We start from the raw sequence: 24,804 nt of genomic DNA on the forward strand, positions 1-24,804 counted from the left end.
TGTCAATCGAGACGGACGGTGTTGCCCTTGAGCAGACCAGAGCAGACGGCCCCTTCAACTCGCTGGCCTGACGGACTCGTGCCTTCAAAGGCGGTGGCGAATAAATCGTCCGCCCCACAATCGAAGTAGGCGTAGCCCGTGGTCTGAATCTCGGTATAGCCTTGGGCGACCAGTATTTCCGTGGCGCGATCAGGTAAAGTAAAAGCAATGGGTGCCACAAATGGAAATGCGGCGGCCAGCGCTATACCTACGCCTATCTGCTTCATCCTTCGTCGTTTCATAGATAAGAAATGTCACTTTTTACTGACATCCGCAAATAGTACCGCTGGATCCCATTCCGCTTTGAGGCACAAAACCCTCCTAAAGCGGCTGGAAATCCAGCCCGATGTCGGCGGCAGGTGCGCTTTGCGTCAGGCGGCCTACAGAGACGTAGTTCACGCCCGTCGCCGCGATCGGGCCGATGGTGTCGAGATTGACCCCGCCCGAAGCTTCTGCCGGCACGCGCCCGTCGATCAGCGCGACGGCCTTGCGCAGCGTGTCCGGCCCCATGTTGTCGAGCAGGAGATGCGTTGCGCCCGCTTTCAGCGCGGGTTCGATCTGGTCGAGGCGGTCGACCTCGCAGATGATGTTCTGAACCCCGGCGCGCACCGCGCGGCCAACGGCTTCGCCGACGGAGCCTGCCACGGCGACGTGGTTGTCCTTGATCATCGCCGCGTCCCAGAGCCCCATGCGGTGGTTCTGCGCGCCGCCCATGCGGGTGGCGTACTTTTCGAGGTGCCGAAGGCCCGGAATGGTCTTGCGCGTGTCGAGCAGGGTAGCGTGCCCGTCCATCGCGGCAACGTAGGTCGCGGTCATCGTCGCGATGCCCGACAAGTGCTGCACGGTGTTCAATGCGCTACGTTCTGCCGTCAGCAGCGCTTGGGCATTGCCGTTGATGCGCATCAGGTCGGTCCCGGCATCGACGGCCTCGCCATCGGCGATCAGCACCTCGATCGAACAGGTCGGGTCGAGCGCGCGGAAGAAGGCCGCGGCAATCGGCAGGCCCGCGACGGTGATCGCATCACGGCTGTCCATCACGCCGGAAAAGCGCGCGTCGGCGGGGATCACGTTTTCCGAAGTCACGTCTTGCCCGCCACCCGGCAAACCCTCGCCAAGATCCTCCGCAAGAGTTTCGCGGACAAAGCGGTCAAGGTCGAAGCCGGGAAGCGAGAAAGTCATGCAGTGCCTTTGTAAGAAGCTGTTTCAGATGTCGGCCCGGATATCGGGGCGCGAAGCGACACCCGCAAGGCCAAACGGCCGCCCGAGCTTATGCGAGGAAGCCAAGGCCCCGGATGGGGGCTGCCCGGCGTTTGAGGGCGCCCGCCCCGAAGGGCGGGCACACAAATCAATGCACGAAGCGCGCAACCACGTCGCGGTAGCTGCGGCTGACCTTCACCTCGGCACCGGAATCGAGCACGAGGAAGCATTCGCCGTTGGTGTGCGGCTTGACCTGGCGGACCTGGTTCAGGTTGACGATCGTCGAACGGTGCACCCGCTGAAACGCGCGCGGATCGAGGCGGCGTTCTAGATCCTTCATCGTTTCGCGCAGGACGAGCGAGTTCTCTCCGGTGGAGATCACCATGTAATCGCCCGCAGCCTCGATGTGTTCGATCGTGTCGACATCCACGCGGAAAATCTGACCGCGGTCCTTCACGTTCAGCATCTTTTCGTACCGGGAATCGGCGCCGACATCCTCGTCCGTCATCTGGTCCATCGCATCGGGAGCGACTTCGGCCAGAACGTTCTTCAGCTTCTCGACCTCTTCAAGGCCCTTGCGCTCGCTCAGGCGCGTGCGGGTGCGTTCGATCGCGTCGGCAAGGCGGTCTTCCTCTACCGGCTTCATCAGGTAGTCGACCGCGTTCGCCTCGAATGCCTTGAGGGCATGTTCGGAATAGGCGGTAACGAAGATGAAAAGCGGCGGATCGACGTCCATCACGCCCTTCACGACGGAGAAACCGTCGAACCCGGGCATCTGGATGTCGAGAAAAACCAGATCCGGCTTCTCGGTCTTGATGGCACGGATCGCCTCGCGCCCGTTGGAGCAGGTGGCGATCACCTCGATGTCGGAGAAAGGCTCAAGCCGGACCTGAAGGCCCTGAATGGCGAGCTTTTCATCGTCGACCAGAATAGTTCTGATGGTCATGAGAATTGGAATCCTGTCACGTGTTTGACGGTAAACGGGTAGCGGACGACAAGGTTTCAGCGATCCGGCGTCCGATGGCAGGCGCCCCTGCGCCCTTCTTGCCTTCGTACGCCTCGTCGTCCTCGTCAGGTTCGGTGTCGAACGGAATTTCGATGATGACGGAGAACCCGTCCTGCGGGCGCGAAACGATGTCGAAGCGCTGCGCCTCGCCATAGGCCTGCGCCAGTCTTTCGCGGATGTTGGCAAGCCCGACGCCGGTGGAATGCATGCCTTCGCCGTGGGCAACGCCGATGACGTCGTCGGGCCGCTTGCCGCGCGGGATGCCGGGGCCGGTGTCGGACACGGTAATGCGCAGCATATCGGCGATGCGTTCGGCCTTCACGGTGATCTCCGCGCCTGATTCCTGCGCGCTGACCGCGTATTTGATCGCGTTTTCAACCAGCGGCTGGAGCAGGAGCGAGGGCAGCAGCGCGCTGGCCACGCCCGGCGCGATGTCGAAACGGGTGCGCAGGCGTTCTTCGAACCGCATCCGCTCGATATCGAGGTAGAGTTTCAGCGTGTCGATCTCCTGCGAGACCGTGACGCGGCCCGTCGGCTGATTGACCAGCGTATAGCGCAGGAAGCTGGAGAGCCGCGACAGCATGGCGTTCGCAGGCTCTGTCTGTTTCAGCAGCACCAGCGTCGAGATCGAGTTCAGCGTGTTGAACAGGAAGTGCGGGTTCAGCTGGTAACGCAGCATGGCAAGCTGCGCGCTCGTCGCCTGGTTTTCGAGCGCAAGCAGGCGGTCGTTCGCCTCTTCCACCTGCAGGTAGAAGTTGATCGCGTAATAGAGCGCGGACCATGCGCCCAGTAGCGTGAGGTCCAAGTAGAACACGCCGAGGAACAGCTGCGCGAAATTGGGTTCGGCACTGGGCCGGTAGAGCGAAATGACCCAGGAATCGATAAAGGCATAAACGCCCACGGCTGCGGCCAGCACGATCGCAGTAACGCCCCACGTCACGATCGCGCGGCGGTTCATCAGGTTGCGATAGATGACCGAGAGCACGAGGCTGAGCGAGAAACCCGTGACCGTTGCGAGGAACACCAACAGCAGGAACGAGAACGGCTGCGCATTGGCGAGGCTCGACATCGCGCGCAGCACCATCGCACCGCCCCAGCCCAGCGCCTGAAGGCGCCAGAACGCGCGGTTCTTGTCGGCAAAGAAAGGTACGGGGGCGACGGGAAGAACGGACATACCAGACTGATAGCGCAATCGCGTGTCACGCGACAGCACTCCCGCGGGCCCAAGAATCGACCATGGCTTGCGCCCGGCGCGTATCATGGGACCGTGTTGGCGATCATCGGCACAGTCGTGAAGAAGGCGGGCCTGTCATAAACGCCAGGCCGCGCCGCCGATCGGGTGAGACGAAGCGGTCAGCCGCCCTTGCCGGATAGCGCACTGGCAAGTGCAGCCTTGCCGACTGCACCCTGCAGCGTCTGGTCCTGCGTCACCCATGCGGGCGTGCCGTCGAACTGGAGCTGGTTGGCAAAGGCGCGGTTCGCCTCGATCTCTGCGGCGATGGCGTTGCTGGCGGCGGCTTCCTTGGCCATTGCGATATCGAGACCGGCTTGACGCGCGGCTTTCTCGATATTTTCGGGCGTTGGCTTGCCGACTTCGTACATCGCCTTGTGGAATTCCCCGTACTTGCCCTGATGCGCGGCGGCGAGGGCCATTTTGGCGGCATCGACGCTGCCTTGCGACAGGATCGGGAATTCGCGGATCACGACCTTCAGGTTCGGGTCTTCGGCGATGAGTTCATCCACGGCCTCGACCGACTTCTTGCAGAAGCCGCAGGCATAGTCGCTGAATTCGACGAGCACCTTCGTGCCTTGCGGATTGCCGAGATAGGCACCCGGATAGGGCGTGAAGAGCTGTTCCTGAATGCCGGCCATTGCCTCCTCGGCCTGCTTTTCACGCAGACGGTCGACGACTTCGGGCAGGATTTCGGGGTTTTCGAGCAGGTAGTTGCGCACCAGCGCCTCGATCGCGGCGCGTTCTTCCGGGTCGAAACCTGCGGCGCGAACCGCGGCGTCCGCCTCGCTTTCCGGGGATGCTCCACGGGCCGTGACGACCCAGATGGCGGCGGCGACAGCAAGGGCGATCGCGACGATCGCGGCGGTCAGGCGGAAAGGCTTGGCAGCAAGGTTCATGGGTTCGTTTTACCTGCGCTTCTTCTGCTGTTCAATGATGGCCCGCGCTTCGAGCTTGATATCCTGCGCGCGCAGCCAGTCGACGGTTTCTGCCGGAAGCCCTGCTTCGGCGGCGGTGGCACTGTGCAAGGCGGCCTGCGGCCTGCCGGTCAGCATCTGTTGTTCGGCACTGGCAAGGCGGGCGCGCGGGGTATCGCCGCGTTCGCCATAAATGCGGCCCAGCAAGTACCACGCGGTCGGGTTGTAGCGGTCGCGTGCGACAGCGGTGCGCAGGATACCTTCGGCCTCTTCGTAATGGCTGCGATCTTCGGTCGCGATCAGGGCATGGCCGAACATCGTGGCGATCAGGGGCTCGTTACCTGACATTTCCACCGCGCGGCGCAGCGGGTCGAGCGCTTCGGCGGGCTTGCCGGATTCGAGCAGGACCTGCCCCTTCAATTCGAGGAAGTAGGGATTTTCCGGCTCTGCCGCGATCAGGGCGTCGATCTCCTGGACCGACTGGCTAATCAGCGCTTCCTTGTTGCGGGCAAAGGCGCGGGCGTAGTGGCCGGCGATGGAAGTGTCGGTTTCGGGATAGGCGACGAGCGTTGCCTTGGGCTCTGCCTGATAGCCGTAGAGCTTGGCCTTCACGCGGCGGAAGCGTTCTTCGATCCGCGGATCGGAAGGCATCTTCCACGCCGGGTCCTTTTCATAGACCGCGGTCAGCGTCTCGATACGGTCGCGCGACAGGGGGTGAGTGCGAAAGAACGTGTCTTCCTCTTTTGCGAAATAACCTGCGCGATGTTCCAGCGATTGCAGCTTCTGGAAGAACTCGATCGATCCACGACCCGAAAGACCCGCGCCGGAAAGATATTCAGCGCCGGCAAGGTCGGCTGCCGATTCCTGACCGCGCGTGAAGGCGAGGAACTTGCCCATCGCCGCCTGCTGGCCCGCCGCGATCACGCCCATCGCCGCTTCACCCCCGCCAGCGACAGCCGCCGCAGCGCCGAGGAGAAGCGAGATGATCGAGATGTTGCTGGCCGCCTTCGCACCTTGCGAGAAATTGATGACGTGGCCGCCGGTAATGTGGCCCAGTTCGTGCGCGATCACGCCCTGCACCTGCAAGGCCGTGTCCGCCTCGTTTATGAGGCCCGAATGGATGTAAATCGCCTGTCCGCCTGCGACGAAGGCGTTTACGGATGGCTCGTCGAGGAGGACGATGTCGACATTGCTGGGCTCAAGCCCCGCAGCCGCGATGATCGGCGCGCTCATGTCCTTGAGGAGCGCCTCGGTCTCCGCATCGCGCAGCACGGACTGTGCAAGAGCGGGCCGCGCACCCAGAAGGGCGAGCGCGAGAAGCATGGCGATGTGCGCCAGCGGTTTGAACAGGGTTCTTTGCATGTCTGCCTGGCGTCCGGACGTCTGCTTGCCGGATTGGCCGTCGGGCGCTGAACGGGGGATTAAGCCGGGAAGGCCGCAGGCTCAAGCGTCTTGGGCGGATTGTGCCACATCGGACGGGTCTGCGGCGGGGCCTTCTTCCTCGATGGTCTCCACGATCTGCGCGGTATCGCCCGCGGGCGAAACGCCGATACGGTCGAGGAAATCAGCCCCGACGTCGAAGCTGTCGCCCAGCCAAAGCGGGATGTTCGCATCTTCGATATGCGCCTTGGCGGCCAGTTCTTCGGGCGTGTGCGGTTCGCCGTTCATGCGGATGAAGATCGCCGCAACTCGGCCCGGGTTCTCCATCGCGATTTCCGAAAAAGCGACCAGATCGCCCTGCGTATCATCGCCGATCAGCGCAAAACGCATGTGCGGATAGGCTTCGAGCAGCGCGGTTGCGGCCATGCGCTTGTGAAGGCCGTGCCCCGACGATCCCAGCGTCGCACGGTCGAAACCCCAGTCGCGCAAGTGGATGGGCCCAAGCGGAAGCGAGCGCGATTCCATAAAGGCGACGAGGTAGTGGAACAGGTTCCACGGGCTCGACGAGATGTAGAAGAAGGGCCGCTCGGTCGCGATACGGCGGGTGCCGGGATCGTCCTTACCTGCGACCGCGCCTGCCAGATTACCGTAGAGTTTGCCTGCACCGGGCACTTGCGTCCTGTCCGACGGCATCGTTGCCAGTAGGCGCCGCCAATTGCGCGCGACGTTGGAAATGCCGCCGGTAATGCCGGTCTCGATGATCGTGTCGTCGATGTCGGAAATGACGGCGAGGTTCGCGTCGGTACCGGGCGCGAGGACATAACCCTCGGCACTCTGCGCGCCCTTGTCGTTCTGCCATTCGAAGCGGACCGTTTCCCACGCGGTCGTTGCAGGCAGGCCCCAGCCATCGACCTCTACATCGAAACGGACGAAGCCTTCGTCATTGGTGACGCCTTCGTGCCGCCACTCGCTGCCGTCGGGCGCGCCGATCACCAGCGAGACGGGCAGGCGGGGATGTTCCTTGGAGGCGAACTGCGACCAGAGCGCGCGGATCTTGGCAAAGTCGCTTTGGTGGTCCCAACTCGGCTCACGCGCGCGCAGCGCGCGGGCGGTAATGGTCAGGCGGCTATCATTGCGATGGCCGAAATAGGGAAAGACGTGGGGCGGGTGTCCGAAGAAAGGCATACCCGACCAACGAGGCCGAAGGCGTTTTGTGCCCCTTAGCGGCCCTGTAGCTTGTTCGCGGCCTGACGCATCAGCGCCGGATCGAATGGAATCTCACCCAGCAGCGCAACATTGCCCGACGACATGCGGCGCGCCATCAGCAGCGTGAATTCCGGCCCGTCATCGTCGAGCGCGTCGAACCCAGTCGGCGTGATCGCGCGCAGGCGGCGTGACAGCGGGGCGGGCAGCGGGTCTTCAGCGCGGACCGCACCTTCGCCCGCCTGGAGGAAGGCCCCTGCCAGTTCGCCCGACACCAGATCGGCGATGCCGGTATCGGCCACTTCTTTCCAGTTCAGCACGCCGTAGATGTGATCGATCTTGCGGTCGTCGCTGGAGAAAGGAAGCAGGATGCCGCGATAGACGATCAGCGCGCCGCGGCGGTTCACGAATTCCGCCTCGAACCCGATCGGCGCCTGGCGAGCAAGAATCTGGACGTAGTGATCGGTGATGCGCGACAGCAATGAGCCTGCCGGAACATCGGAAAGCTGTCCGATCACGCGAGTGCCGGTTGCGCCGCATTCTTCGGCCAGACGGCGACCGAGGTGCATGACGGTCGGGTCCTCGATGCCGCTGGAAAAGTCGAGCAGGATCGAGAAATCCGCAAAGTCGGGATCACTGGCCGCATCGAGATCGCGAATATCGGGATAGGCCCGGTGGCCAAGCATGTCGGCCCACAGATTGTAGGCGCGCACTTGCATGCGGCGTTCGTCCTGTCCGATCGCGGGGGGTGGCGGGCTGGACCCGGTGTCGCGAGTTTCCTCGACGATCTGTTCCTCGTAACCGGCAAGTTCGAGGGTGTCGCCAGCGTCGAGCCAATCGTCGAAGCCGCCTTTGACTGTATCCATCTCGATTCCCCCGATCCCGCGTAGGCAGGGCCATCGCCCATGCCTGTCTGGAAGGGGGAGTATCGCCGGAAAGGGTAAACGCGGTGTTAAATTAACCCTGTTCGGCCCGATATAAGTTTATCGCCTGTCTGCAATGACTTGTGCCCGGCGAAGGCACTTGTCCGCCTGCGCCAGGTGCAGCCGTTCGGCCATCTTGCCGTTAACCCGCAGCGCGCCCTTTCCGGCGTTCGCGGGATCGGCGAAAGCGTCGACGATTGCGCGTGCTTCGGCGATGTCATCTTCGCTTGGCGCAAAGACCGTGTTGGCCGGTTCGACCTGCTTGGGATGGATCAGCGTCTTGCCGTCGAAGCCGCCGTCGCGTGCCTGTTCGCATTCGGCGACAAGGCGTGCCTCGTCGTCCAGCGCGTTGCAGACGCCGTCGATTACGGCAAGACCCTGGGCGCGGGCGGCGATCACGCTCATCGTCAGGACGGGCTGGAAGGCGGCCCTGCCGGGCAGCTGCGCAATGCCGGTATCTTTGGCAAGATCGTTGAGCCCCAGGACGAAACAGGCGAGCGGGCTGTCTTTCGCCGCGGCCGTGATCTCCGAGAGGTTGAGGATGGCCTCGGGCGTCTCGATCATGGCCCAGAGCGCGACTTCAGGCCCGAAACCTGCCTCGTGCATTGCAGCGGCCAGTTGCGCGACATCAGCCGCACTGCCGACCTTGGGCGCAAGGATCGCGTCCAGCGGCACGCCTTCCATCGAGGCGATGTCGTCCGCGCCCCACTCGGTCGAAAGCGCGTTGATCCGCACGACGCGATAACGCGAGCCAAAGCCGCCTTCGTGCAGCGCTTCGGCGATCAACTTGCGCGCCTCAACCTTCGCCTCGGGCGCGACGGCGTCTTCAAGGTCCATCACCACCGCATCGGCGTCGAGCGTGCGCGCTTTCGCGATCGCCCGCGCGTTCGAGCCGGGCATGTAAAGGACCGAGCGCAGCAGCAGCGGCAGTTCGGGCAAGATCAGTTCTCCGGGTAAGCGCGATTAGAGGATGTAGCGCATTTTGATCGGCTGGGTGACGTCTTCGCTGCCGACATCGAAGGCCGCGGCCTTGAACGGCGGCGGGCCCATGCGGACGGGTGCGTCACGCGAAAAGCCAAAGCCTTCCTTCGGGATCATCAACGCCTTGTCGATCTTTCCGTTGCCGTTTTCGTCGTGGAGGATCGCAATGGCGTAATGGCCGGGGGCGACGTTGTGGAATGTAAAATGCCCTGCCTCAGTCGCGGGGATTTTCATGTCCATGCCGCCGATGCCTTTGCAGTCAGGAAACGAATCCTTCGCAGGCGCCAGACAGGCGAAGACCTGGCCGTCCTCGGACCGCATGTTCGATACCATCACATCGATATCCGCGCCCGCCTTGGGCGTGGCGCCAATCAGCGGCAGGGCGGCGAGCGGCAGGAGAAGGCGGCGCATCTTCATCGTCCGTCCCAGCCCGGTTTCGCCAGTCCCGCGTCCGTTCCGCATAGCCGGTCCCAGAACCGGAAATAGAGCCCGTAATTGCATCGATACTTCTCGTGGTGAACCTGGTGATGACTGGCCGTTATCAGCATGCTCCCTAAGCGCGAGTGAACAAGCCTACGCGGAAAGATTTCCCAGCCCATGTGGTTGGTTACGCCCATGACGGTCATGATCGCAAGAACCCCGCCCAGAACACCCACATGGATCGGGACGACGAAGACGAGTGCGGGGATCACCACCGCACCGGTAATCGCCTCGATCGGGTGAAACGCCATTGCGGCCCAGGCCGTGGGCGGGCGGCTGGCATGGTGGACGGCGTGCGCAATGCGAAACGGGCGCGGCGCATGCATCCAGCGGTGGGTCCAGTAGAACCAGGTATCGTGCGCGAAGAGATAGACGAGCAACGAAACCGGCATCCACCACAATGGCATCGCGGCGGGGTCGGTATAGATCTGTGTCCAGCCCCTCTCCTGCCAGCCCCACGCGACGATGCCGGCGGGAATGCCGTAGATCGCGGCGGACAGCAGAGACCAGCGGATTTCCTTGCCGATCTGGCTGTCGAGACCCTTGTAAAGGCCGGGCCGAACCGACCGCGTCGCCAGCGCAAAACCGCCGCTGGTCAGCAGGTAACGCACACCGACGATCACCGTCATCGCCGCTGCCGATGCGGCGACCGCGATCAGCGCGCTCGTCGTCATGATCCCGTCCATAGGGGCGGGTTTACCGATAATATGAGCGTGAAGATAGCGGGGTGGCAGGTTGTGCCCCGCCTACGCCAAATCAGCCTGAGTGTTCGCCGCCCCAAGGTGCGCAGTGCGGATCGAAGTCAACTTGCCGCCGCCGCATGGCGCATCGGGCCAGCCGCTCCACTTCCGCACGCCGCCGCGCCGGCGCCAGCTTCAGAAGGGGGGCTGGGCGCAGGATTTCCGCGTCATAACTGTCCGCAACGATCACACCGCAGCGTTCGGGCAGGAAATCCGCGCTTTCAAGACACTGCCGGTCAAGGTCCGGTGAAAGGCCCCAATAGAACCGGTCGCAATGGTCAAGATAATCGGTCCACTTCGAATCGCCGAGAAGGTCGGCACGTGACACCTTGATCTCCACGATCACGACTTTGCCGCGCGCGTCGATCCCCATCAGATCGGCCCGCCTTCCGCCCACCAGCGGCATTTCGGGAATCGTCCAGATGTCGTTGCGCGCCATAAGGCGCCCGATACCCCGCGCAACAGCGGCAGCACCGGCCAGCGCGTCTGCGACAGGCTCGCGGATAGGGATGGCGGCTGATTCGATCATGCCGCGATTGTATGGAACGAAATGGGAACATGGCAAGCGCCGAAACGCCTGCCGGTGCAAAACGTTCAGGCAGCGAGGTCGGCGTTCTCACGCTCCTGGCTGAGCAAGTCGCGGCGGCGATTTTCAAAGCGGGTGAGCAGCGTCTTGGCCGCGACCTTGGCCTCGGCCCCGTTCTCACGCGCGCGAAGAATGGCGTAGAGCCCTTGTTCCATCATCGCGTGAAGATCGCCGGTTGCGTCTTCCAGTTCGGCCAGATCGCCGCCGGGAAGCCCAACCGGATAGAGCGACATGGCGCGTTCCGAGCCCGCAGCCGGCTGGCCAAGCATCTTGGCAATCGCATCTGCGGCCTGGTGCATCGCGGCCCAGCGTGCGGCAAGGATGTCTTCCTCGCACCCCACGCGGTTGCCTGCATCGTCGATCGGAAAGTCCTGAACTGCGCTCATGAAGGTTAACGTGGCAGGACAGCGTTGAAAAACTGCTAACGCCCGCCTCCGTCCCGTAAATTACCGTCGCAAATATACTGGCAAGGGGCGCCGAGTGCTGTTAAGCGGCTGCCTCGTTCCACAAGGAACCGCGCACCCGTAGCTCAGCTGGATAGAGCGCTGCCCTCCGAAGGCAGAGGCCACAGGTTCGAATCCTGTCGGGTGCGCCAGTCAACTGCCTCAGTGCGTTGTTTTCAAACAGAATTTGGCTGACTTGTAAAAAGCGTTCCTACGATTGACCCCACACAATGTGCGGGCTTTTCCGGCACATTCTGGGGCCGTTCGAGACATCTTGGCCCGAACCCGGGATTCAAATTGAGAGACAATGTTCGGTCATAGCGGGAGATCGAGTAGGATTCGCCTCTACCTTCCACCTGAGAAGGTTAGTTGCACGTTGCCGTTCGTGATATTCGCTCTTGATGGCCTCCATAGAGCATCACATGGCGCATCCCGATGTCTCGATCGAGGCGCACATTGGGAAATGCTGCCAAGCGCTGAGCGATGACCTTGCCGAGCGCACGCCGGTCTATCTCGACCTTCGATTTTGGGTAATTGCCCGCGAGGTCCGCAGCGGCATCCGCACCGACCCGCGCGAGAGAAAGCTAGTCCATCATCTAGAGCGACTGGCACACCAAGGTCGCATCTTTTGCCCGATCTCAGCGACGTCATTCTTGGAGCTGATGAAAATCGGTGATGATGCCCGTCGCCAGGCGACTTTGGAGGTCATCGAGGAATTGAGCTTGGGCGTGTCATTGATGCCCGAGCCGGAGCGAACCGAGGATGAGCTTGAGGCTGTCATTCACTGGTCGCTTGCACCGAACGCGACAGCCCTGCCGCGCGTGTGGACGCGCCTCGCCTACACCATGGGCAATTTCCATGTGAGCGACGATCGATTCCCGCCTGAAACGCAGTTGGCCATCCAAAAGGCGTTCTTCGATCATGTCTGGCAGCAGCCGCTCTCCGCCGTCGCTGGAGGCCTTGATCGCACCGAATTCGATATGACCCGCGACATGGCCGCGCTGGCCGACAAGCTCAATGAGGGCAATCGTGTCCATCAGGCGGAAATGACATCGTTCGAATCCGTGCTGTCGGATGAGTTGCGAGGCGTCGCTGAGGTGGCTGAGCCCATTCTTGGGCAGATTATCGCTCGGCTAGGCAATTTCGGACCTGATGTGGAGCGCTCCGAACAGAACAGCCAAATGGCCGTGAATCTCGTGCACGCCATGCTAGGCGGGGAGCATCGGAGCCGACTGCCGACAATCCATGTGCACGCCTGCCTGAATGCCCTCTTTCGTTGGGATTATCGCAGCAAGGCGATGACCGGAAATGATCTATTCGATTTTGGCCATGCGGCTGCGGCGCTGGGCTATTGCGATGCGTTTTTCACCGAGGCCGGAGTTACCCGGTCTATTAGACATCAGGGGCTCAGGCTCGATCAGCTCTATAGATGCGTGGTGACGAACGATGTCGATCAAGTGCTAAACTTTCTTCAATCGTTGAATTGAGGCTAGAGCTGCAATCAGGCGATCAAATCAGGGGCGAGTGACGATGTGCCTTGTGGAATCTTGGACGAATATTGATTGGGCCGCCACCGGGACGATGATGCAAGGTGTGGGAACGCTTGGCGGGGCGGTCGCCGTCTATGCTGCCGCAAGGATGGGCTTGTCAGCTTGGAAGCATCAAAAGCTGGCAGAGCGGAATCGGGATCAAGCCGAGGTCATCCTGCACGCGGCCTACAACGCGAGGCGTGCGCTGGGATACCTTCGATCGCCATGGATGTCTGGAGGGGAGCTAGCGGCAGCAGAAGAAAAATTGAACAGCAGTGAGCCGAAATGGCGAAACAGCATCGTCGAGGAAAAGCAAAAGCGTCTCATCACCGCTCAAGCCTATTACATGCGGGCCAATCAATTGCTCGACGATCGGACGAAGCTAGAGGATTGCCTGCCGATGGCGCGCGCGCTCTTCGGCGAGGACTTGGAAAACGCGATCGAGACGCTGCACCATCAATTCCATATCGTGCGGACATACGCCGACGCCTACGTTGACGATTACAACGGCACCGACCGCGATTTCACGGTCAAGATTCGCCGGGCATTGTTTGCCGCCAACAAGCGCACCGCGGGCGAGGAAAACGAGGTGTCGGATGCGATTGACACGTCAATTGCGACCATAGAGGCGATTTGCCTGCCTTACCTGCGAATGGAAGCGCTATAGCCTATCTGGAGAAGGGATCGAGCAAGATTCGAGACCGGATAGAAACCAATGGATAGGAATTTCATGGGCGTCCTTGCGGCTCGATCTGAAACTCACAACCGACCGAACGCTCAACCTTTCCCGCTTTTTCAATGCAGCGTTCGAAGGCTTCACGGTTTGCGCTGAAGATGCGCTGCGCTGCCGCCAATTCTTCCCACGCTTCCGGGTTCTGTGACCGGATCAACCGTATACCCGCTTCCAAAATGGTCGGTTCGCCAACCGCCTTGCGAGCGATCCTTTCGGGCCATTGCCAGCTTTCGGGCATGGCGCGGGCGATGGTGCCGGGAAGAATCGACCACAGCAGGATGCCGACAACCAACCCCATACTTGCAAAGTGCGAGGCCTGCCGTTTCTGCTCGGCCTCGGCGCGGACACGCCCCACCATCGCACTGAGCTGCCCGGTTGCGCTGTCGAAGTCCCTACGTCCCTGCCGGAGCAGGTCGCTGGTATCGCGCAGCATGTCGTGCGAGGCACGCTTGATCTGAACGGCAATGTCTTCCGGCGTCAGCTCGATGGCGGGTTTGTTGCCGATGGCTGTCAAACTGTCGGAGACCCGCTCTAGCTGATTGGCCATCTTGCTAAACGTTGCCGTGTAGTCCGGGATCACGATGTCGGCTCGCTCCCTGGCCATGTTCTGGACGGTATGGCGTACCATTGCCATTTCGCCTTCGAGACGGGCGAAGGCTTCCGTGGCCGGATCGGTTTCCGTCACCGCCTCCGGTTCTGGTTCCGGGGCTAGCGGTTCCTCGACTTCGAGGTCCAGCTGCACTTCTTCGATATGGTCGTCGTCCATGTCGTTTCTCCTAAATGCCCATGTCGAAAGCGCGGGTGCGCTCGCGGGTGAGGGTTGCGGTCAGTTCTTTGGCGATGCTGCGTTCGGGCTTCGGATCGATGCCGAGTTCGCGGGCCTTGCCGCGCAGCAGACCTTCGACCTGCGGATCGCGTTCAAGCCCCTTCAACAGTTCGTTCTGCTTGGCCGATACTTGGGCAGCGCCTGCGCGGTCGCCCTGTTGTTCAAGCTGCTTGCGCGCCGTGCTCAGACCCTGCCAGTCGCTGACAAAGCGCTCGGTTCGCAGCGCCGGATCGGTGCGAACGGCGGCTTCGTGCTGCATGGCGCGCATGGCCTCCTGGCTGCGTCCGCCTGCGGCCTCTGCGATCAGCGCAGGACGCCGCTCAAGTGCATTAGCGAGATCGGTGGCGGCATGGGGCCGGATCGCGTCGAGGGCCTTTTCTGCCTTCTCCAGCGCATCCTTCTGGTGCGGGAGAACGGGCAAACCTTGCGCCTGCATCGAGCCGAGATCACCAAGCGCGCGGGCGTAGCGTTCGACCGCGCGGCGCTGTTCGTTTTGCGTGTTTCCCTGCACCGGCAGCGGCTCAAGCTGTCGGGCCTGCGGACGGAAATTCCCGAAGATGGATTTGGCCTTCTCCGGCACTTGCCAAACTATCTCCAAGATTCGCTCGCGGAAGGTGATGCCGCGTAGTTCGGCGAAAGCCTGCTCGGGCTTGTAATCGCCCGCCATGTCCTTCCCGCGCTCGCGGCTCAGCGTGCGGACAAGTTTCGACTGATCGGCAAAGTCATCGTGGCCATAATGGAGCGCGAGCCCCTCGCGATGGCGCGACATGGCGACATAGGCGGAATGACTATCCATACCCGGCGTGGCGAGTAGATGGGCACGATCCACCGTGATGCCCTGCGCTTTGTGGATCGTGGCCGCGTAGCCATGATCGATGTGCGCGTAGTCCTTGGTGTCGAAGGTAACTTCGCGGCCATCATCGGTGCGCACGGCTATTCCTTGTGCGCTAGCCTTCTCCACCGTGCCGAGCGTCCCGTTCTTCACCCCAAGCCCGCGCTCGTTGCGCAGAAAGATAATACGGTCACCCGATGCGAACTGGCGCTCGCCGCGTGCCGCCTTGATCGCGGCATCTGCACCCAATGCGCCAGCCTCACGCATCTTTCCGCGCGCCATGTCGTTTAGCTCGCGCGCTTCGTCATTGGTGTGGGTGAGGATGATGCGGCTGTCGTCTGGGGCGGTCCTCCGTTCCTGATTCCAGCGCTCGATCAGCGCCGTCCGTGCATCCGCGCGCGTGTGGGCGGCATGGACCATGCCGCGTTCCTCGTAGGTGCGGATCGCTTTGCCGGTTCGGCCTATTGCAAGCTGCCTGGTCGCATCCTGCTGCCATGCGGAAAGCTGGCGGCGAACCTCGCTGATCTCGACCCCTCCTTGGCGTTCGTGGATTGCCCGGAACGCCGCACCTGCTTCGATGGCCTGAAGCTGCTGCTGGTCGCCTACCAGGATAACCTTCGATCCAGCTTTCGCGGCATGGGACAGTACGCGCTCCATTTGGCGTGTGCCGACCATGCCCGCTTCGTCGATGACGAGCACATCCCTGGCGGTGAGTTGCTCGCGTCCTTTGCCCCATTGGTGTTCAAGGCTGGCGATGGTGCTCGATGCGATGCCGGAACCGTTCTCCAGCCCCTCGGCGGCGATGCCGGACAGGGCTGCGCCGCGCACAGCGTAGCCTGCGCTTTCCCACGCTTCGCGCGCCACTCCCAGCATCGCGCTCTTGCCGGTTCCCGCATAGCCGACCACGACCGCGAGGCCCTTGCTGTTGGTTGCATGTTCGAATGCAGATTTCTGCTCGCCAGAGAGGACCAGGCCGCGCTTGGCCGCGCTGACAAGCGCGGCGTTTCGTTGCACATCATTGACGGCGTGACCGGTGCGCTGCGCCAATGCGTCTGCGGCGCGATACAGGCGCTGTTCGGTCTCGATCATTGCCCGAGACGTGAAGCGATCCTGCCCGCGTCCGTCCTTGCCCAGCGCAATCAGGTCGGGCGATGCGCGCACCGCATTGTAGGCGGCATCGAACTGATCTTTGCCGTCGCTATGCCGGTGAACGAAGGCGGCAAGATCGCGCCTGGTGAAGGTCGCCTGCTGGTGGGTGATCGCATCCAGCGCCAGCGCCGGGTTGGCGATGATCCGCTCACCATTGCGCTGGGCAATCGCGCGGTGTTCCTCGATACGCTCGGCTTCCAGTCCACGCCCGCCAATGCGTGAGGCGGCAGGGCCGATCTTGTCCTGCGGCTCCAGCGCAATGCCCTGCGCTTCCAGGCTGCGGTGATCGATCCGCGCATCGATGTCGCGTTCCGCCAACGCGCGGTTCACATGATCGGCCCAGCGCTCACGCCATTGCTCGATCAGCGCGGTCTTGTTCCAGTCGCGGACCTTTGCGCCAAAGCCGTCCTTTGTGACCTCGCGCCCAATTTCCCGCATCGTCAGCATGACATGCGCGTGCGGCTTGGCCTTGCCATCTTCGCCGATATCCCAATGGACATTGAGGTCGGCGATCATGCCCTTCTCGACGAACTCGGCTTTGACGAACTCGCGCGCCAGCTTGATGTTGTCCTTCTTGGGCAGCTCGCGGGGCAGGGCGAATTCGACCTCGCGGGATAGCTGGGCATCCTTGCGCTTTTCGGCGGCCTCGACTGCGTTCCACAAGGTGGCCCTGTCGGCGAAGGTTTCAGGCGCGCCTTTTGGCAGCATCACTTCGGAATGAAGAACGCCTGCCTTGTTGGTGAAATCATGGGTTCTGTCGATCCGCTCATCGTGCAGGCGCTCGCCCGCGCGATAGGCCGCCGCCGCAACGGCGCTGCGTCCGCTCGACCTTCCGATGATCTTTGCGCTGAAGTGAAAGATTGCCATGACGGCAATCCAGTTACACCGCAAAGCCCGCGTCGGCACGACGTATAAGCGCGCCCTCTCATGATAAAATCCTGATCGGGACTAGGCGGGTTCACACTGTCCCGGCGACCTTACTGCATTGGGAAAGCTCACCGATTATCATGGCTCCATCACATCAACGATGGAGACTTCTCTTGCGCAAACCCCGCGATTTTGATTCGGAACTGAAGGCGCTTGCCGACAAGGCAAAGCAGCTAAAGGAGCGCCGCGTACGCGACCTTGGAGCGTTGGTGACGGCAACCGGAGCCGACGCGCTCGATGCCGATATCCTGGCAGGCGCGCTGCTCGACGCTGCCGCCAATACCGACAAGGCAACCGGGGAGGGCTGGCGCAAACGCGGCGCGGCCTTCTTTCAGCGCAAGCCACGAGACACTGCGAACGGACCTGGCCAGCAGCCGGAAGGCACTCTCCCGTTCGATGGCGGCGCGGCATCGGCTTGAGGCGGCAAAGGCACGGACCGACATGCGCGAATGGCAGGTCAAGCGCCGCGAGCGGACCCGGCAACTGATCGAACTGGGCGGCCTGGTCGCCAAGGCCGATCTGGTCGAGTTGACTGACGATGATCGCGCCGCGCTCTACGGTGCGTTCCTCACCGTCGCCGCCAAGCTGCGCGGTCCGGATGGTGCGCAGGCGCTGGTGCTGTTCCGGCGCAAGGGCAAGCGGGCGTTTGAGGCTGAGCAATCGAATGATGGATAGGGGAGCAGTCCGAACGGCAATTGGTATGCTAATCCCGTCCTAAAATTGAGCGGGTCAACTCAGCCAATCCGCTAGCGTCTAGGTGAGCGGACAAGGCATCTCTTTGCAGCAATTCCTCCGTCAAGTGAGGATGGAATTTCTCGAACAACAGGTTCGGCGAATGCGCAAATAGGTCCACCTCTTTGCCATCTGCCAGGCCCGAAAGTGCGTTAATCAAATCCGGGCTTTCGTCCTTTCCGAACACTTCGAGAAACCCGTCGTGTGTCTGCACGGTAAAGCCGCTCGCGCGAAGGGCGAGTGCTAGGGTCGTTGTCCGAACGGAACCCGTTTTCGTCGCTATGACAGCAGCTTTGTCGCTGAGTTGCGCAATCCTTCCGGGGTTAAATTGCAGCTGGCCGTGATGGCTGCGCGCCTCGTCGAGTAGCTCCAGCGCTGTTGCATCAAGATAGATCGGGCGCTTCTGTCCCTCCAAAACATCGAACATTCGCTCGATCACGCGGTCGTGGATGTTGCCAAGGGTCGCCCCAAAAATGGGCGGCACTCCGGCTTTGGCCGGTGCAACCAAAATGACACGATCCCGGTCGAGAACTTCCTGCACCAGCCAGCGCCTACCCGAAAAAATGAGAAGCATTCCCGGCGCGATCATGTTGTCGATCGGAAGTGTCCCAAGCTCCTTACCGCCGGAAATCAGCCGGTATTCCTCGGGTGTCTGAAATACGGCGTAGAAGCTATAGTGCTCAACCAGCTTCTCGCCATTGGCACCGAGCAAGAGAAGGCCATCGCTGGCTTGCTCAATGAGCGCGACCTCGGGTTGCCCGAGTGCTCGCAAGACATCCAGAAACAACTGGGTATCGATCTGGCGGAATGGTCCGCTTTGGCAGAGAATCCCGTATAGTTGTTGCGCACGTATTCCGCCCCTCTCGGCGATCACCGAGAGGATTTGGTGAACTAGGGTCGAAAGGTGCAGGGCCTCGCGTTGCGGCGGTTCGCACCAGCCTTCCAAAAGCAATTCGATCATCGCAATGGCCCGCACCATCCCAAGGCGAAGACGATCCGAAAAATTGCTGGTAGGCGTGAGCTTCGCCTCGACTGTGTATTGCCGAAGGATGGCTGGCTTGCCCGGTCGCCGCCCTGATCGGCCAAGCCTTTGCCTGAGCGACGCGACGCTGAATGGTGCGCCAATCTGGCCGACACAGGTCACATCGCCAATGTCGATTCCCAATTCCAGAGTGGAAGTGCAGATGGCAGTCGTCGGCGCAGTACCATCTTTCAGGCGGCGTTCGACGAAGTCTCGATGCTCGCGCGATAGGCTGGCGTGGTGAGGGTAAAACTCCTGCGGCAGATGTTCCTTTTCGCAAAGTGCGCGCAACCGATCTGAGTAGATTTCAACTGCCTGACGCGCACCGCCAAAGACAAGATTGTCGCTGCCTCTCAGGTGCTCGAATAGGTGCTGCGCAATGGCATCCGTCGCTGAAGGGCCTTCATCGTCCTTGTCACCAGCAACGTAGCCCCGGAGCTGAAGCTGCAATTCGGCTGCCCCACCTTCGGCAATGATTTGTTCGACTTCGCCAGGGCTGTCAGGACGAAGATAAACCTTCGCCAGTTCCATATCTCCGAGTGTGGCCGACAAACCGACCCGGCGAATAGGTCTCTTGAGAGCAATTTCGAGACGCGTGAGAAGCGAACGCATCTGGATGCCACGCTCACTGTCGAGGACCGAATGCAATTCATCGAGAATGACTGCGCGCGTTGCGCCAAACAGCCTCGGAATCTCCAATCCGCGTCGAATGAATAGCGCTTCAAGGGACTCCGGGGTGATAAGCAGCACGCCCCTCGGTCGCTTGGTAGCCTTAGCCTTTACCGATGACGAAACGTCGCCATGCCACGGGGTGATAGGCATGTCTGTATTGCGACAAATGTCTTCAAGTCGCCGCGCCTGATCGGTGATGAGCGCTTTCAGCGGCGCGACATAGAGAACATCAAATCCGGAGTCCTCACTGGGTTCGTCGAGCACCTGCGACAGTAGCGGGAGAAATGCGGCTTCAGTCTTGCCTCCGGCGGTGCTGGCGGCGACAATCAGGTCGCGATTGCCGTCCATAAGCACGTGCGTTGCGCGCGCCTGAATATCGCGCAATTCCTTCCAGCCTTGCTGACGAATCCTTTTCTGGATTGGTCGAGCCAGCTTGTCGAACGCCGTGCTCACAGTCGGAAGCTGGCTAGCTCGTCATTCTCAGGGACAGCGCCAACGCTCTCATCCACGTCGCTCATGTCGTCACCAGAATCCTCCGCCACGTCGAGCTCTTCGATGAGGTCCGACCATTCGACGCCGGGGTTTTGTTCGAGCACCGCCAGAAGATTCACGAATGCCGTGACCGTGTTCCGAGGGGTTCTGAAATAGGCCTCCCCGATCCTGTCCGAACAGTGCGCCATAAACGCTTCCAAGGCGTTGTCTGGCAGGATTGCTTCATCGCCCTGCATAACGGCGCGAATGTTGGCCAGAAGCACGAACAAATCTTCGGGCGTGAGGCTGGCTAGTCGAATGACCGGCCCGGAGAGATCGACCAGTCCGTCACGCGCAAAGGTGTTCTCTGCGAGGCGAGACTGGAGGGCTTCATAGCTGTAGAGGCCGCGCCGCGTATTCATGAGGAATTCCGGCGTTCCTCCCATGAGGAACCCAAGGTTCTCCGCGCTGCCTTGGAGCACGTCGTTCAGAATGCGCAGGATTTGCTCATAGTTGGCGTTGCGTGCTTGCGATGAAGTCAGCTTGTAGAGGTTGACCATCTCGTCAAGGCCAACGAGCAGGCCCTTGTAGCCAGCTTCACAGACAAAGGCCGACATCAGTTTGAGGTGGTCGTAGACGCTGGCGTCATGGACGATAGTGCGAACACCAAGAGCCTTGCGAGCATCCGTTTTGGTTGCAAATTCGCCGCGCAGCCATCTGATCGCCGCCGATTTCAGCTCTTCATCGCCGGTTTCGTGCCCCTCCCAATACCGGCGGATCACCTGCGCGAAGTCGAAGCCTCCAGTCAGTTCTTCAAAATGGGCAAGGCGCTGGCGAATGATGTCATCTGTCGATTGTTCTTGCGCCTCGGCATCGTGCTGGGCCTGGCTGATAAACCGCTCGACAACATTCGACAATGCACCTCCATCTGGCTTGGTACGGGTTGCAAGATTTCGCGCCATCTCCGCGTAGAGGCCCCGTGCTTGCCCGCCGGTCGCGTGGATGCGGCGATCCGGGGCAAGGTCGGCAAACATGACGACCAGCCCCTTTTCGAGCGCGACAAGCCGGATCAGGTTCATGAAGAAGGTCTTGCCGGAGCCATACTCGCCGATGATGAAACGAATGGCTGAACCGCCATCGGCGATCCGGTCCATGTCCTTGACGAGTTCCTCGATCTCACGAGCTCGTCCAACCTGGATGTGCCGAAGCCCCAATTTGGGAACAACACCGGCGCGTAGCGCCTGAGCGATGGCGTCGCGTTCGCGCGGTTTCAGTCTCGACATGAATTAATCCCCCTTCGCCATCTCGGCTCGCAACGTATCGGCTATGTCCGGCGATACGTCATATCCGTCATATTCATCGAGCAAGGCCTCATCGAATTTCTCGAAAGCCCACTCGTTGACTACCTCAAGCGCGCCAGAGGGCATGAGCCCTTGCTTACTGGCGATCTCGTCAAACTCTTCGTCAGTCCAGTGATCGCGCTGGATTATCTGCTCTACAAGCATCGCGTGCTTGGGATCGAGGCCAGCCATTAACGATGGAAGAGCATGTGTTGCGGCGGCCTCGTCGCTCACGTCTTCGTCGGCCGAGAAAATCTCGCCCAGTACGCTTGAAACGCGCTCGGTGTCATTTCGAATAGCGGCAATACGCGCTGCATCGAGCGAACCGGCTTTGGCTTTCGGCTCGTCCGGTATTTGTTCGCCTGGTGCTTCAGCTTCGGCGGCTTTGACGCGAACAGGGCCGTCTGGCACGTCGCCAGCATGGAGGTCGGCGTAAACGAGGCCAGCATCGATCCCCAAAGCCTTGTAGATCTTCTCGATGCAAGCCACTTCTTCAGACTGAATCACGCTGTCAGCGTGGGCAATCGCGACAACTGCCGCGCGCAGGGCTAGATGATGCTCAGCGTCCGCATCTTTCAGCTTGCTGCGCAGCCATGACATGTCTGGCGGAACATCGAGATACCATTCGAGGTTGGCGTGAAGCCGCTTTCTTTCAAGCTCAGTCAGGCCGCTAACAGCATCGATCTTTTCACGGAGTGCCCTGCGTTCGGCTTCCACAATTTTGCTATCGGCATGTGCGACGAAGGTCGCCAGCGCTAGTTCGAACAATTCGGTTCGATAGGCCGGGGATACGTCTTCAAGCTGTTCGACCGGCTCGCCGAGTTCGAAGATCACAACGGGTTCGTCGATCTTCGGTCCGCGCAGCGAGAATCTTGGGTCTGGAGCCATACCGAATCCGATACGGGCGAGTGCATCTGCTGCGCCGGTGAGGTTCCGCTTGCCAAGCTTCTCCGGCGTTTCTCCTTCTAGGCGCGAGATCACATCAAGTGCTGGGACCAACCCGCCTGCGGCTACTTGTTCGCGCGCCCAGTCTTTGAGTTTTTCCAACTCGTCTGATGGGAACAGACTCCAAAGCTCAGCGGGTAGCAGCGCCTGTGCTTCAATGGTCCCCCGACCATCTGGATTTCGTCCAAGATATCGGCTGAACTTGTCGAGTTCATCCATAGCCTCATCTGCGATCTTCTGCGCCTTCTGCATTGGCGACCGCAAATCAGACACGTTGGGGATTTGAGCTTCTCGGCCGCCTTTCGCGCTAAGATTAACCGAGCAGTTGAATTCGCTGGAGGCGGCGCGATACGTCATAGCCAGCATTTTCCGAGGCGCTCGCACTTTCAAGCCATCGGGATGCAGCGCTCCGAACTTAAGCTTGAAGAGTGCTCGGAACTCTTCGTCACAACGCTCGGCAGGCGTGCGGAGGCGGCGTTCTGGATAACACAGCAACCACAGGAGGACCCAATCTGAGTCCAAGGCTTCGCCTTCGGAAATCATGCCTCCGAGGGCGAGCTTCAACAATAGGGGCAAATCCCAGCTGCGATTCTCCAAAATCGCCTGCTTTAGGGTGGGGTCGTCTGTTGAAAAGCCACCCAGTGCCGCCGCGCGGGCGATATTGAGGAATTCACCGAGATACCTTTGTGCGGAATGGTTGTGAGAAAAGAGGATCTTGAGGCGCTCAACCTCCGCTACGATTTCCTGCTTCTCATCCTCAGATGGCTGTTCGACCAGATACCGCCGCTCCAAGCCATAAAAGAACAGGAACATGTAGCCGGGGTCGATCGTCCCGTCTTGTCGCCCATCCGCAAGCCAATTTAGATAGGTGGCTCGGCAAACAGCCGGGATGTTCGAATAGCCCGGCCAATATGACATGTTAACGCCATTCCTGTCCGATCCAACCTGCGCGACGGACAACGATGGATCGATGTAGGCTCGACAGCTCTCGCCATAATGGGTTGAGCCGATGCGAGGCGGTTTGCCGACATAGACCATCCCATCGATCGTGCGACCTGCAATGGTGACGGATTGCCCTTTGCGCACCCAACCTTGGTGATGGCCTTGCGATCTCTCCGATGAACCTTGCTTTGGCCTCTTTGCTTCAGGCGAAAGCTTCTCTTCTTGGTCCGACCGACGCTGTAGTTCTGCAGATCGGGGCACTGCTTCCGCTGCAATTTGTGCCACGTTTCCGAGGTGGGGATCAAACTGAGCTAGCTGATCCGGTCTCGAATTCGTAGACGCTCTAACTTCGCGCGAAAATGGGGGAGATTGCAGCTTTTCAGGGGCGGTCGTCTCAGCAACTCGCGCGCTTCGACGCTTTTCGTACCACCAGACAAAAGCAATCGGCGCGAGGAGTGCGAACAATGCTTCAAGCGCATCGGGTAGACTGTCCAATGCAATTGCCGCGATTATTACGCAAACAAAGAAAGAGGCGACGTAAAGCCCGATAATGCGGATGATTTTCCAGACAATCGACATGCGCACTGCCTGCCATTTTGCGGATGAGAGGTCACGCTGATTTTCGCCAAGCGCATATTCGGTCAGCCGAGAAGTACTTTCTCCAGAACCTCGATCAGCTCTTTCCGCTTCTCAGACAGCATCTTTTCCAGATTCCGCTGCTTCCACAAGACTGCTGGCAAGTGCCTTGCTTCCGGTATGCCGAGAAGTTCCCAATTCGGGTCACCGCGCTTGAAGCCGATCAGGAACTGGTGGTGCGCGTCTGGCATCTCGCCAACCATTGTGGCGACGAGTGCCTCGCGGGTAGCCTCTAGATCGGCAAGCTCGACATTCTCTTGCGTCATGCCGACAAATCCGCGCTCAAATTCCTCCGCCAGCGGTTTGTGGGTCGGAGCGAGCACCTCGGCCATCGGGCGATTGTGGCTGATGAGGTAGACGAGGAATGCGCGCCGCAGTTCGTCACTTATTTCTTCGTTCGCCAGCAGGTCTCGCACGTCGAACAGGTCACGCGGGTGCTGGCGGTCCAGCGCCGCCACGATCTTTCCCGCATAAAGGTCGGGGAAGGAAACAACCTGCATTTCGGCGAAACCGAACGTGTCTTCGACTGCGGGAACGACGCTCATGACCACGGGGTCGTAGACGGTGCCACGCAAGACAGGCGTGACTTCGATCTTGATCTGCACACCTTCAGAGCGGACGATGAGCTTGGTGATGATGTTATCGCCTGCTGAACGTGATGGAGCGACCGCCGCGCCCGGTATCCCGCCTTCGATCCGCTCCTTGATCCGCACCATCGCCGCGTCGATAGCGGCGAGTGATGAAGCGCGATCCTCGACCGGCAAGTAGGTCAGGTCGATGTCAACCGAGAGGCGCGGCAAGTCGCGCACGAAGAGGTTGATCGCCGTGCCGCCCTTGAGCGCGAAACACTGCTCTTGCGCCACGAACGGTATGGTGCGGATCAGGAGGGCAACCTGCTGCCGATAAGCGTCCTGGAAGGCCAT

Annotated in this window: 23 protein-coding genes and 1 tRNA gene; 5 read left to right on the top strand and 19 right to left on the bottom strand. The window is 60.9% G+C overall.

All coding sequences use genetic code 11. The features are described 5' to 3' along the window. Positions 1 to 2: 2 nt before the first annotated feature. From KIH45_RS09205 to KIH45_RS09265, 13 genes are all read right to left on the bottom strand, one after another. Entirely contained in the window at positions 3 to 266 is a 264-nt protein-coding gene (locus KIH45_RS09205) for a hypothetical protein (protein ID WP_225899780.1), read from the bottom strand. Positions 267 to 360: 94 nt separating this feature from the next. Next, positions 361 to 1,218, bottom strand: a complete 858-nt coding sequence (gene nadC, locus KIH45_RS09210; protein ID WP_213175697.1) for a carboxylating nicotinate-nucleotide diphosphorylase — start codon at positions 1,216 to 1,218, stop codon at positions 361 to 363. Positions 1,219 to 1,384: 166 nt separating this feature from the next. After that, positions 1,385 to 2,182 (bottom strand): LytR/AlgR family response regulator transcription factor, encoded by a 798-nt coding sequence (locus KIH45_RS09215; protein WP_213175698.1) that lies wholly within the window; start codon positions 2,180 to 2,182, stop codon positions 1,385 to 1,387. 16 nt (positions 2,183 to 2,198) lie between these two features. Further along, positions 2,199 to 3,416 carry a sensor histidine kinase gene (locus KIH45_RS09220; RefSeq protein WP_213175699.1) on the bottom strand — a complete coding sequence of 406 codons (1,218 nt, stop codon included), beginning with the start codon at positions 3,414 to 3,416 and terminating at the stop codon, positions 2,199 to 2,201. A gap of 179 nt (positions 3,417 to 3,595) precedes the next feature. Then, complete coding sequence (locus KIH45_RS09225; RefSeq protein WP_213175700.1) at positions 3,596 to 4,372, bottom strand: DsbA family protein; 777 nt, start codon at positions 4,370 to 4,372, stop codon at positions 3,596 to 3,598. A 9-nt stretch (positions 4,373 to 4,381) separates the two neighbouring features. Continuing rightward, positions 4,382 to 5,752 (bottom strand): M48 family metalloprotease, encoded by a 1,371-nt coding sequence (locus tag KIH45_RS09230; RefSeq protein WP_213175701.1) that lies wholly within the window; start codon positions 5,750 to 5,752, stop codon positions 4,382 to 4,384. Between the two features lie 81 nt (positions 5,753 to 5,833). Then, positions 5,834 to 6,955: a phosphatase domain-containing protein gene (locus KIH45_RS09235; protein ID WP_213175702.1), complete on the bottom strand. Its 1,122-nt coding sequence runs from the start codon at positions 6,953 to 6,955 to the stop codon at positions 5,834 to 5,836. Between the two features lie 35 nt (positions 6,956 to 6,990). After that, positions 6,991 to 7,839, bottom strand: a complete 849-nt coding sequence (locus tag KIH45_RS19520) for a PAS domain-containing protein (RefSeq protein ID WP_213175703.1) — start codon at positions 7,837 to 7,839, stop codon at positions 6,991 to 6,993. A 117-nt stretch (positions 7,840 to 7,956) separates the two neighbouring features. Next, positions 7,957 to 8,835: an HpcH/HpaI aldolase/citrate lyase family protein gene (locus KIH45_RS09245; RefSeq protein ID WP_273544149.1), complete on the bottom strand. Its 879-nt coding sequence runs from the start codon at positions 8,833 to 8,835 to the stop codon at positions 7,957 to 7,959. Between the two features lie 24 nt (positions 8,836 to 8,859). Continuing rightward, a complete protein-coding gene (locus tag KIH45_RS09250) occupies positions 8,860 to 9,294 on the bottom strand; it encodes a DUF2141 domain-containing protein (protein WP_225899781.1) in 435 nt (144 codons plus the stop codon). After that, positions 9,291 to 10,031 (bottom strand): sterol desaturase family protein, encoded by a 741-nt coding sequence (locus KIH45_RS09255; protein ID WP_213175704.1) that lies wholly within the window; start codon positions 10,029 to 10,031, stop codon positions 9,291 to 9,293. Before KIH45_RS09255 ends, KIH45_RS09250 begins: the two co-directional genes overlap by 4 nt. An 82-nt stretch (positions 10,032 to 10,113) precedes the next feature. Beyond that, complete coding sequence (locus KIH45_RS09260; RefSeq protein WP_213175705.1) at positions 10,114 to 10,626, bottom strand: MmcB family DNA repair protein; 513 nt, start codon at positions 10,624 to 10,626, stop codon at positions 10,114 to 10,116. A 65-nt stretch (positions 10,627 to 10,691) separates the two neighbouring features. Next, entirely contained in the window at positions 10,692 to 11,069 is a 378-nt protein-coding gene (locus tag KIH45_RS09265) for a hypothetical protein (protein WP_213175706.1), read from the bottom strand. Positions 11,070 to 11,201: 132 nt separating this feature from the next. Here KIH45_RS09265 and KIH45_RS09270 point away from each other — a divergent pair. From KIH45_RS09270 to KIH45_RS09280, 3 genes are all read left to right on the top strand, one after another. Beyond that, positions 11,202 to 11,278: transfer RNA gene (locus KIH45_RS09270), tRNA-Arg, on the top strand. Between the two features lie 270 nt (positions 11,279 to 11,548). Further along, positions 11,549 to 12,613: a hypothetical protein gene (locus KIH45_RS09275; RefSeq protein WP_213175707.1), complete on the top strand. Its 1,065-nt coding sequence runs from the start codon at positions 11,549 to 11,551 to the stop codon at positions 12,611 to 12,613. A 43-nt stretch (positions 12,614 to 12,656) separates the two neighbouring features. Then, on the top strand, positions 12,657 to 13,322 hold the full coding sequence (locus tag KIH45_RS09280) for a hypothetical protein (RefSeq protein ID WP_141521574.1): 666 nt from the start codon (positions 12,657 to 12,659) through the stop codon (positions 13,320 to 13,322). 61 nt (positions 13,323 to 13,383) lie between these two features. On the opposite strand, the gene KIH45_RS09285 is transcribed toward KIH45_RS09280, so the two are convergent. Both KIH45_RS09285 and traA read right to left on the bottom strand, forming a co-directional pair. Beyond that, positions 13,384 to 14,154: a DUF6118 family protein gene (locus tag KIH45_RS09285; RefSeq protein WP_213175708.1), complete on the bottom strand. Its 771-nt coding sequence runs from the start codon at positions 14,152 to 14,154 to the stop codon at positions 13,384 to 13,386. 10 nt (positions 14,155 to 14,164) lie between these two features. Further along, positions 14,165 to 17,062 carry a Ti-type conjugative transfer relaxase TraA gene (traA, locus tag KIH45_RS09290; protein ID WP_213175709.1) on the bottom strand — a complete coding sequence of 966 codons (2,898 nt, stop codon included), beginning with the start codon at positions 17,060 to 17,062 and terminating at the stop codon, positions 14,165 to 14,167. A gap of 173 nt (positions 17,063 to 17,235) precedes the next feature. Here traA and KIH45_RS09295 point away from each other — a divergent pair, with 173 nt between their 5' ends. Both KIH45_RS09295 and KIH45_RS09300 read left to right on the top strand, forming a co-directional pair. Beyond that, a complete protein-coding gene (locus tag KIH45_RS09295) occupies positions 17,236 to 17,541 on the top strand; it encodes a conjugal transfer protein TraD (RefSeq protein ID WP_213175710.1) in 306 nt (101 codons plus the stop codon). Next, positions 17,519 to 17,797, top strand: coding sequence for a conjugal transfer protein TraD (locus KIH45_RS09300; protein ID WP_225899782.1), 279 nt, complete (start codon positions 17,519 to 17,521; stop codon positions 17,795 to 17,797). Before KIH45_RS09295 ends, KIH45_RS09300 begins: the two co-directional genes overlap by 23 nt. A 28-nt stretch (positions 17,798 to 17,825) precedes the next feature. Here the strand turns inward: KIH45_RS09300 and KIH45_RS09305 are convergent, their stop codons facing one another. The 4 genes from KIH45_RS09305 to KIH45_RS09320 form a co-directional block, all read right to left on the bottom strand. Then, on the bottom strand, positions 17,826 to 20,000 hold the full coding sequence (locus KIH45_RS09305) for a DEAD/DEAH box helicase (protein ID WP_213175711.1): 2,175 nt from the start codon (positions 19,998 to 20,000) through the stop codon (positions 17,826 to 17,828). Further along, positions 19,997 to 21,301: an ATP-binding protein gene (locus KIH45_RS09310; RefSeq protein ID WP_098106756.1), complete on the bottom strand. Its 1,305-nt coding sequence runs from the start codon at positions 21,299 to 21,301 to the stop codon at positions 19,997 to 19,999. Before KIH45_RS09310 ends, KIH45_RS09305 begins: the two co-directional genes overlap by 4 nt. 3 nt (positions 21,302 to 21,304) lie before the next feature. Further along, positions 21,305 to 23,824, bottom strand: a complete 2,520-nt coding sequence (locus KIH45_RS09315) for a tellurite resistance TerB family protein (protein WP_098106758.1) — start codon at positions 23,822 to 23,824, stop codon at positions 21,305 to 21,307. 62 nt (positions 23,825 to 23,886) lie between these two features. Next, the gene (locus KIH45_RS09320; RefSeq protein ID WP_160682560.1) at positions 23,887 to 24,804 is read right to left on the bottom strand and encodes a nucleotidyl transferase AbiEii/AbiGii toxin family protein; all 918 of its coding nucleotides are present in this window, start codon (positions 24,802 to 24,804) and stop codon (positions 23,887 to 23,889) included.

The organism is Croceicoccus gelatinilyticus (assembly GCF_018398395.1).
Lineage (GTDB): Bacteria > Pseudomonadota > Alphaproteobacteria > Sphingomonadales > Sphingomonadaceae > Croceicoccus > Croceicoccus gelatinilyticus.

Coding starts and splice junctions, on each gene's coding strand:
- KIH45_RS09205 (WP_225899780.1), bottom strand. CDS start 266: ATGAAGCAGATAGGCGTAGGTATAGCGCTGGCCGCCGCATTTCCATTT.
- nadC (WP_213175697.1), bottom strand. CDS start 1,218: ATGACTTTCTCGCTTCCCGGCTTCGACCTTGACCGCTTTGTCCGCGAA.
- KIH45_RS09215 (WP_213175698.1), bottom strand. CDS start 2,182: ATGACCATCAGAACTATTCTGGTCGACGATGAAAAGCTCGCCATTCAG.
- KIH45_RS09220 (WP_213175699.1), bottom strand. CDS start 3,416: ATGTCCGTTCTTCCCGTCGCCCCCGTACCTTTCTTTGCCGACAAGAAC.
- KIH45_RS09225 (WP_213175700.1), bottom strand. CDS start 4,372: ATGAACCTTGCTGCCAAGCCTTTCCGCCTGACCGCCGCGATCGTCGCG.
- KIH45_RS09230 (WP_213175701.1), bottom strand. CDS start 5,752: ATGCAAAGAACCCTGTTCAAACCGCTGGCGCACATCGCCATGCTTCTC.
- KIH45_RS09235 (WP_213175702.1), bottom strand. CDS start 6,955: ATGCCTTTCTTCGGACACCCGCCCCACGTCTTTCCCTATTTCGGCCAT.
- KIH45_RS19520 (WP_213175703.1), bottom strand. CDS start 7,839: ATGGATACAGTCAAAGGCGGCTTCGACGATTGGCTCGACGCTGGCGAC.
- KIH45_RS09250 (WP_225899781.1), bottom strand. CDS start 9,294: ATGAAGATGCGCCGCCTTCTCCTGCCGCTCGCCGCCCTGCCGCTGATT.
- KIH45_RS09255 (WP_213175704.1), bottom strand. CDS start 10,031: ATGACGACGAGCGCGCTGATCGCGGTCGCCGCATCGGCAGCGGCGATG.
- KIH45_RS09260 (WP_213175705.1), bottom strand. CDS start 10,626: ATGATCGAATCAGCCGCCATCCCTATCCGCGAGCCTGTCGCAGACGCG.
- KIH45_RS09265 (WP_213175706.1), bottom strand. CDS start 11,069: ATGAGCGCAGTTCAGGACTTTCCGATCGACGATGCAGGCAACCGCGTG.
- KIH45_RS09275 (WP_213175707.1), top strand. CDS start 11,549: ATGGCGCATCCCGATGTCTCGATCGAGGCGCACATTGGGAAATGCTGC.
- KIH45_RS09280 (WP_141521574.1), top strand. CDS start 12,657: ATGTGCCTTGTGGAATCTTGGACGAATATTGATTGGGCCGCCACCGGG.
- KIH45_RS09285 (WP_213175708.1), bottom strand. CDS start 14,154: ATGGACGACGACCATATCGAAGAAGTGCAGCTGGACCTCGAAGTCGAG.
- traA (WP_213175709.1), bottom strand. CDS start 17,062: ATGGCAATCTTTCACTTCAGCGCAAAGATCATCGGAAGGTCGAGCGGA.
- KIH45_RS09300 (WP_225899782.1), top strand. CDS start 17,519: ATGGCGGCGCGGCATCGGCTTGAGGCGGCAAAGGCACGGACCGACATG.
- KIH45_RS09310 (WP_098106756.1), bottom strand. CDS start 21,301: ATGTCGAGACTGAAACCGCGCGAACGCGACGCCATCGCTCAGGCGCTA.
- KIH45_RS09315 (WP_098106758.1), bottom strand. CDS start 23,824: ATGTCGATTGTCTGGAAAATCATCCGCATTATCGGGCTTTACGTCGCC.
- KIH45_RS09320 (WP_160682560.1), bottom strand. CDS start 24,804: ATGGCCTTCCAGGACGCTTATCGGCAGCAGGTTGCCCTCCTGATCCGC.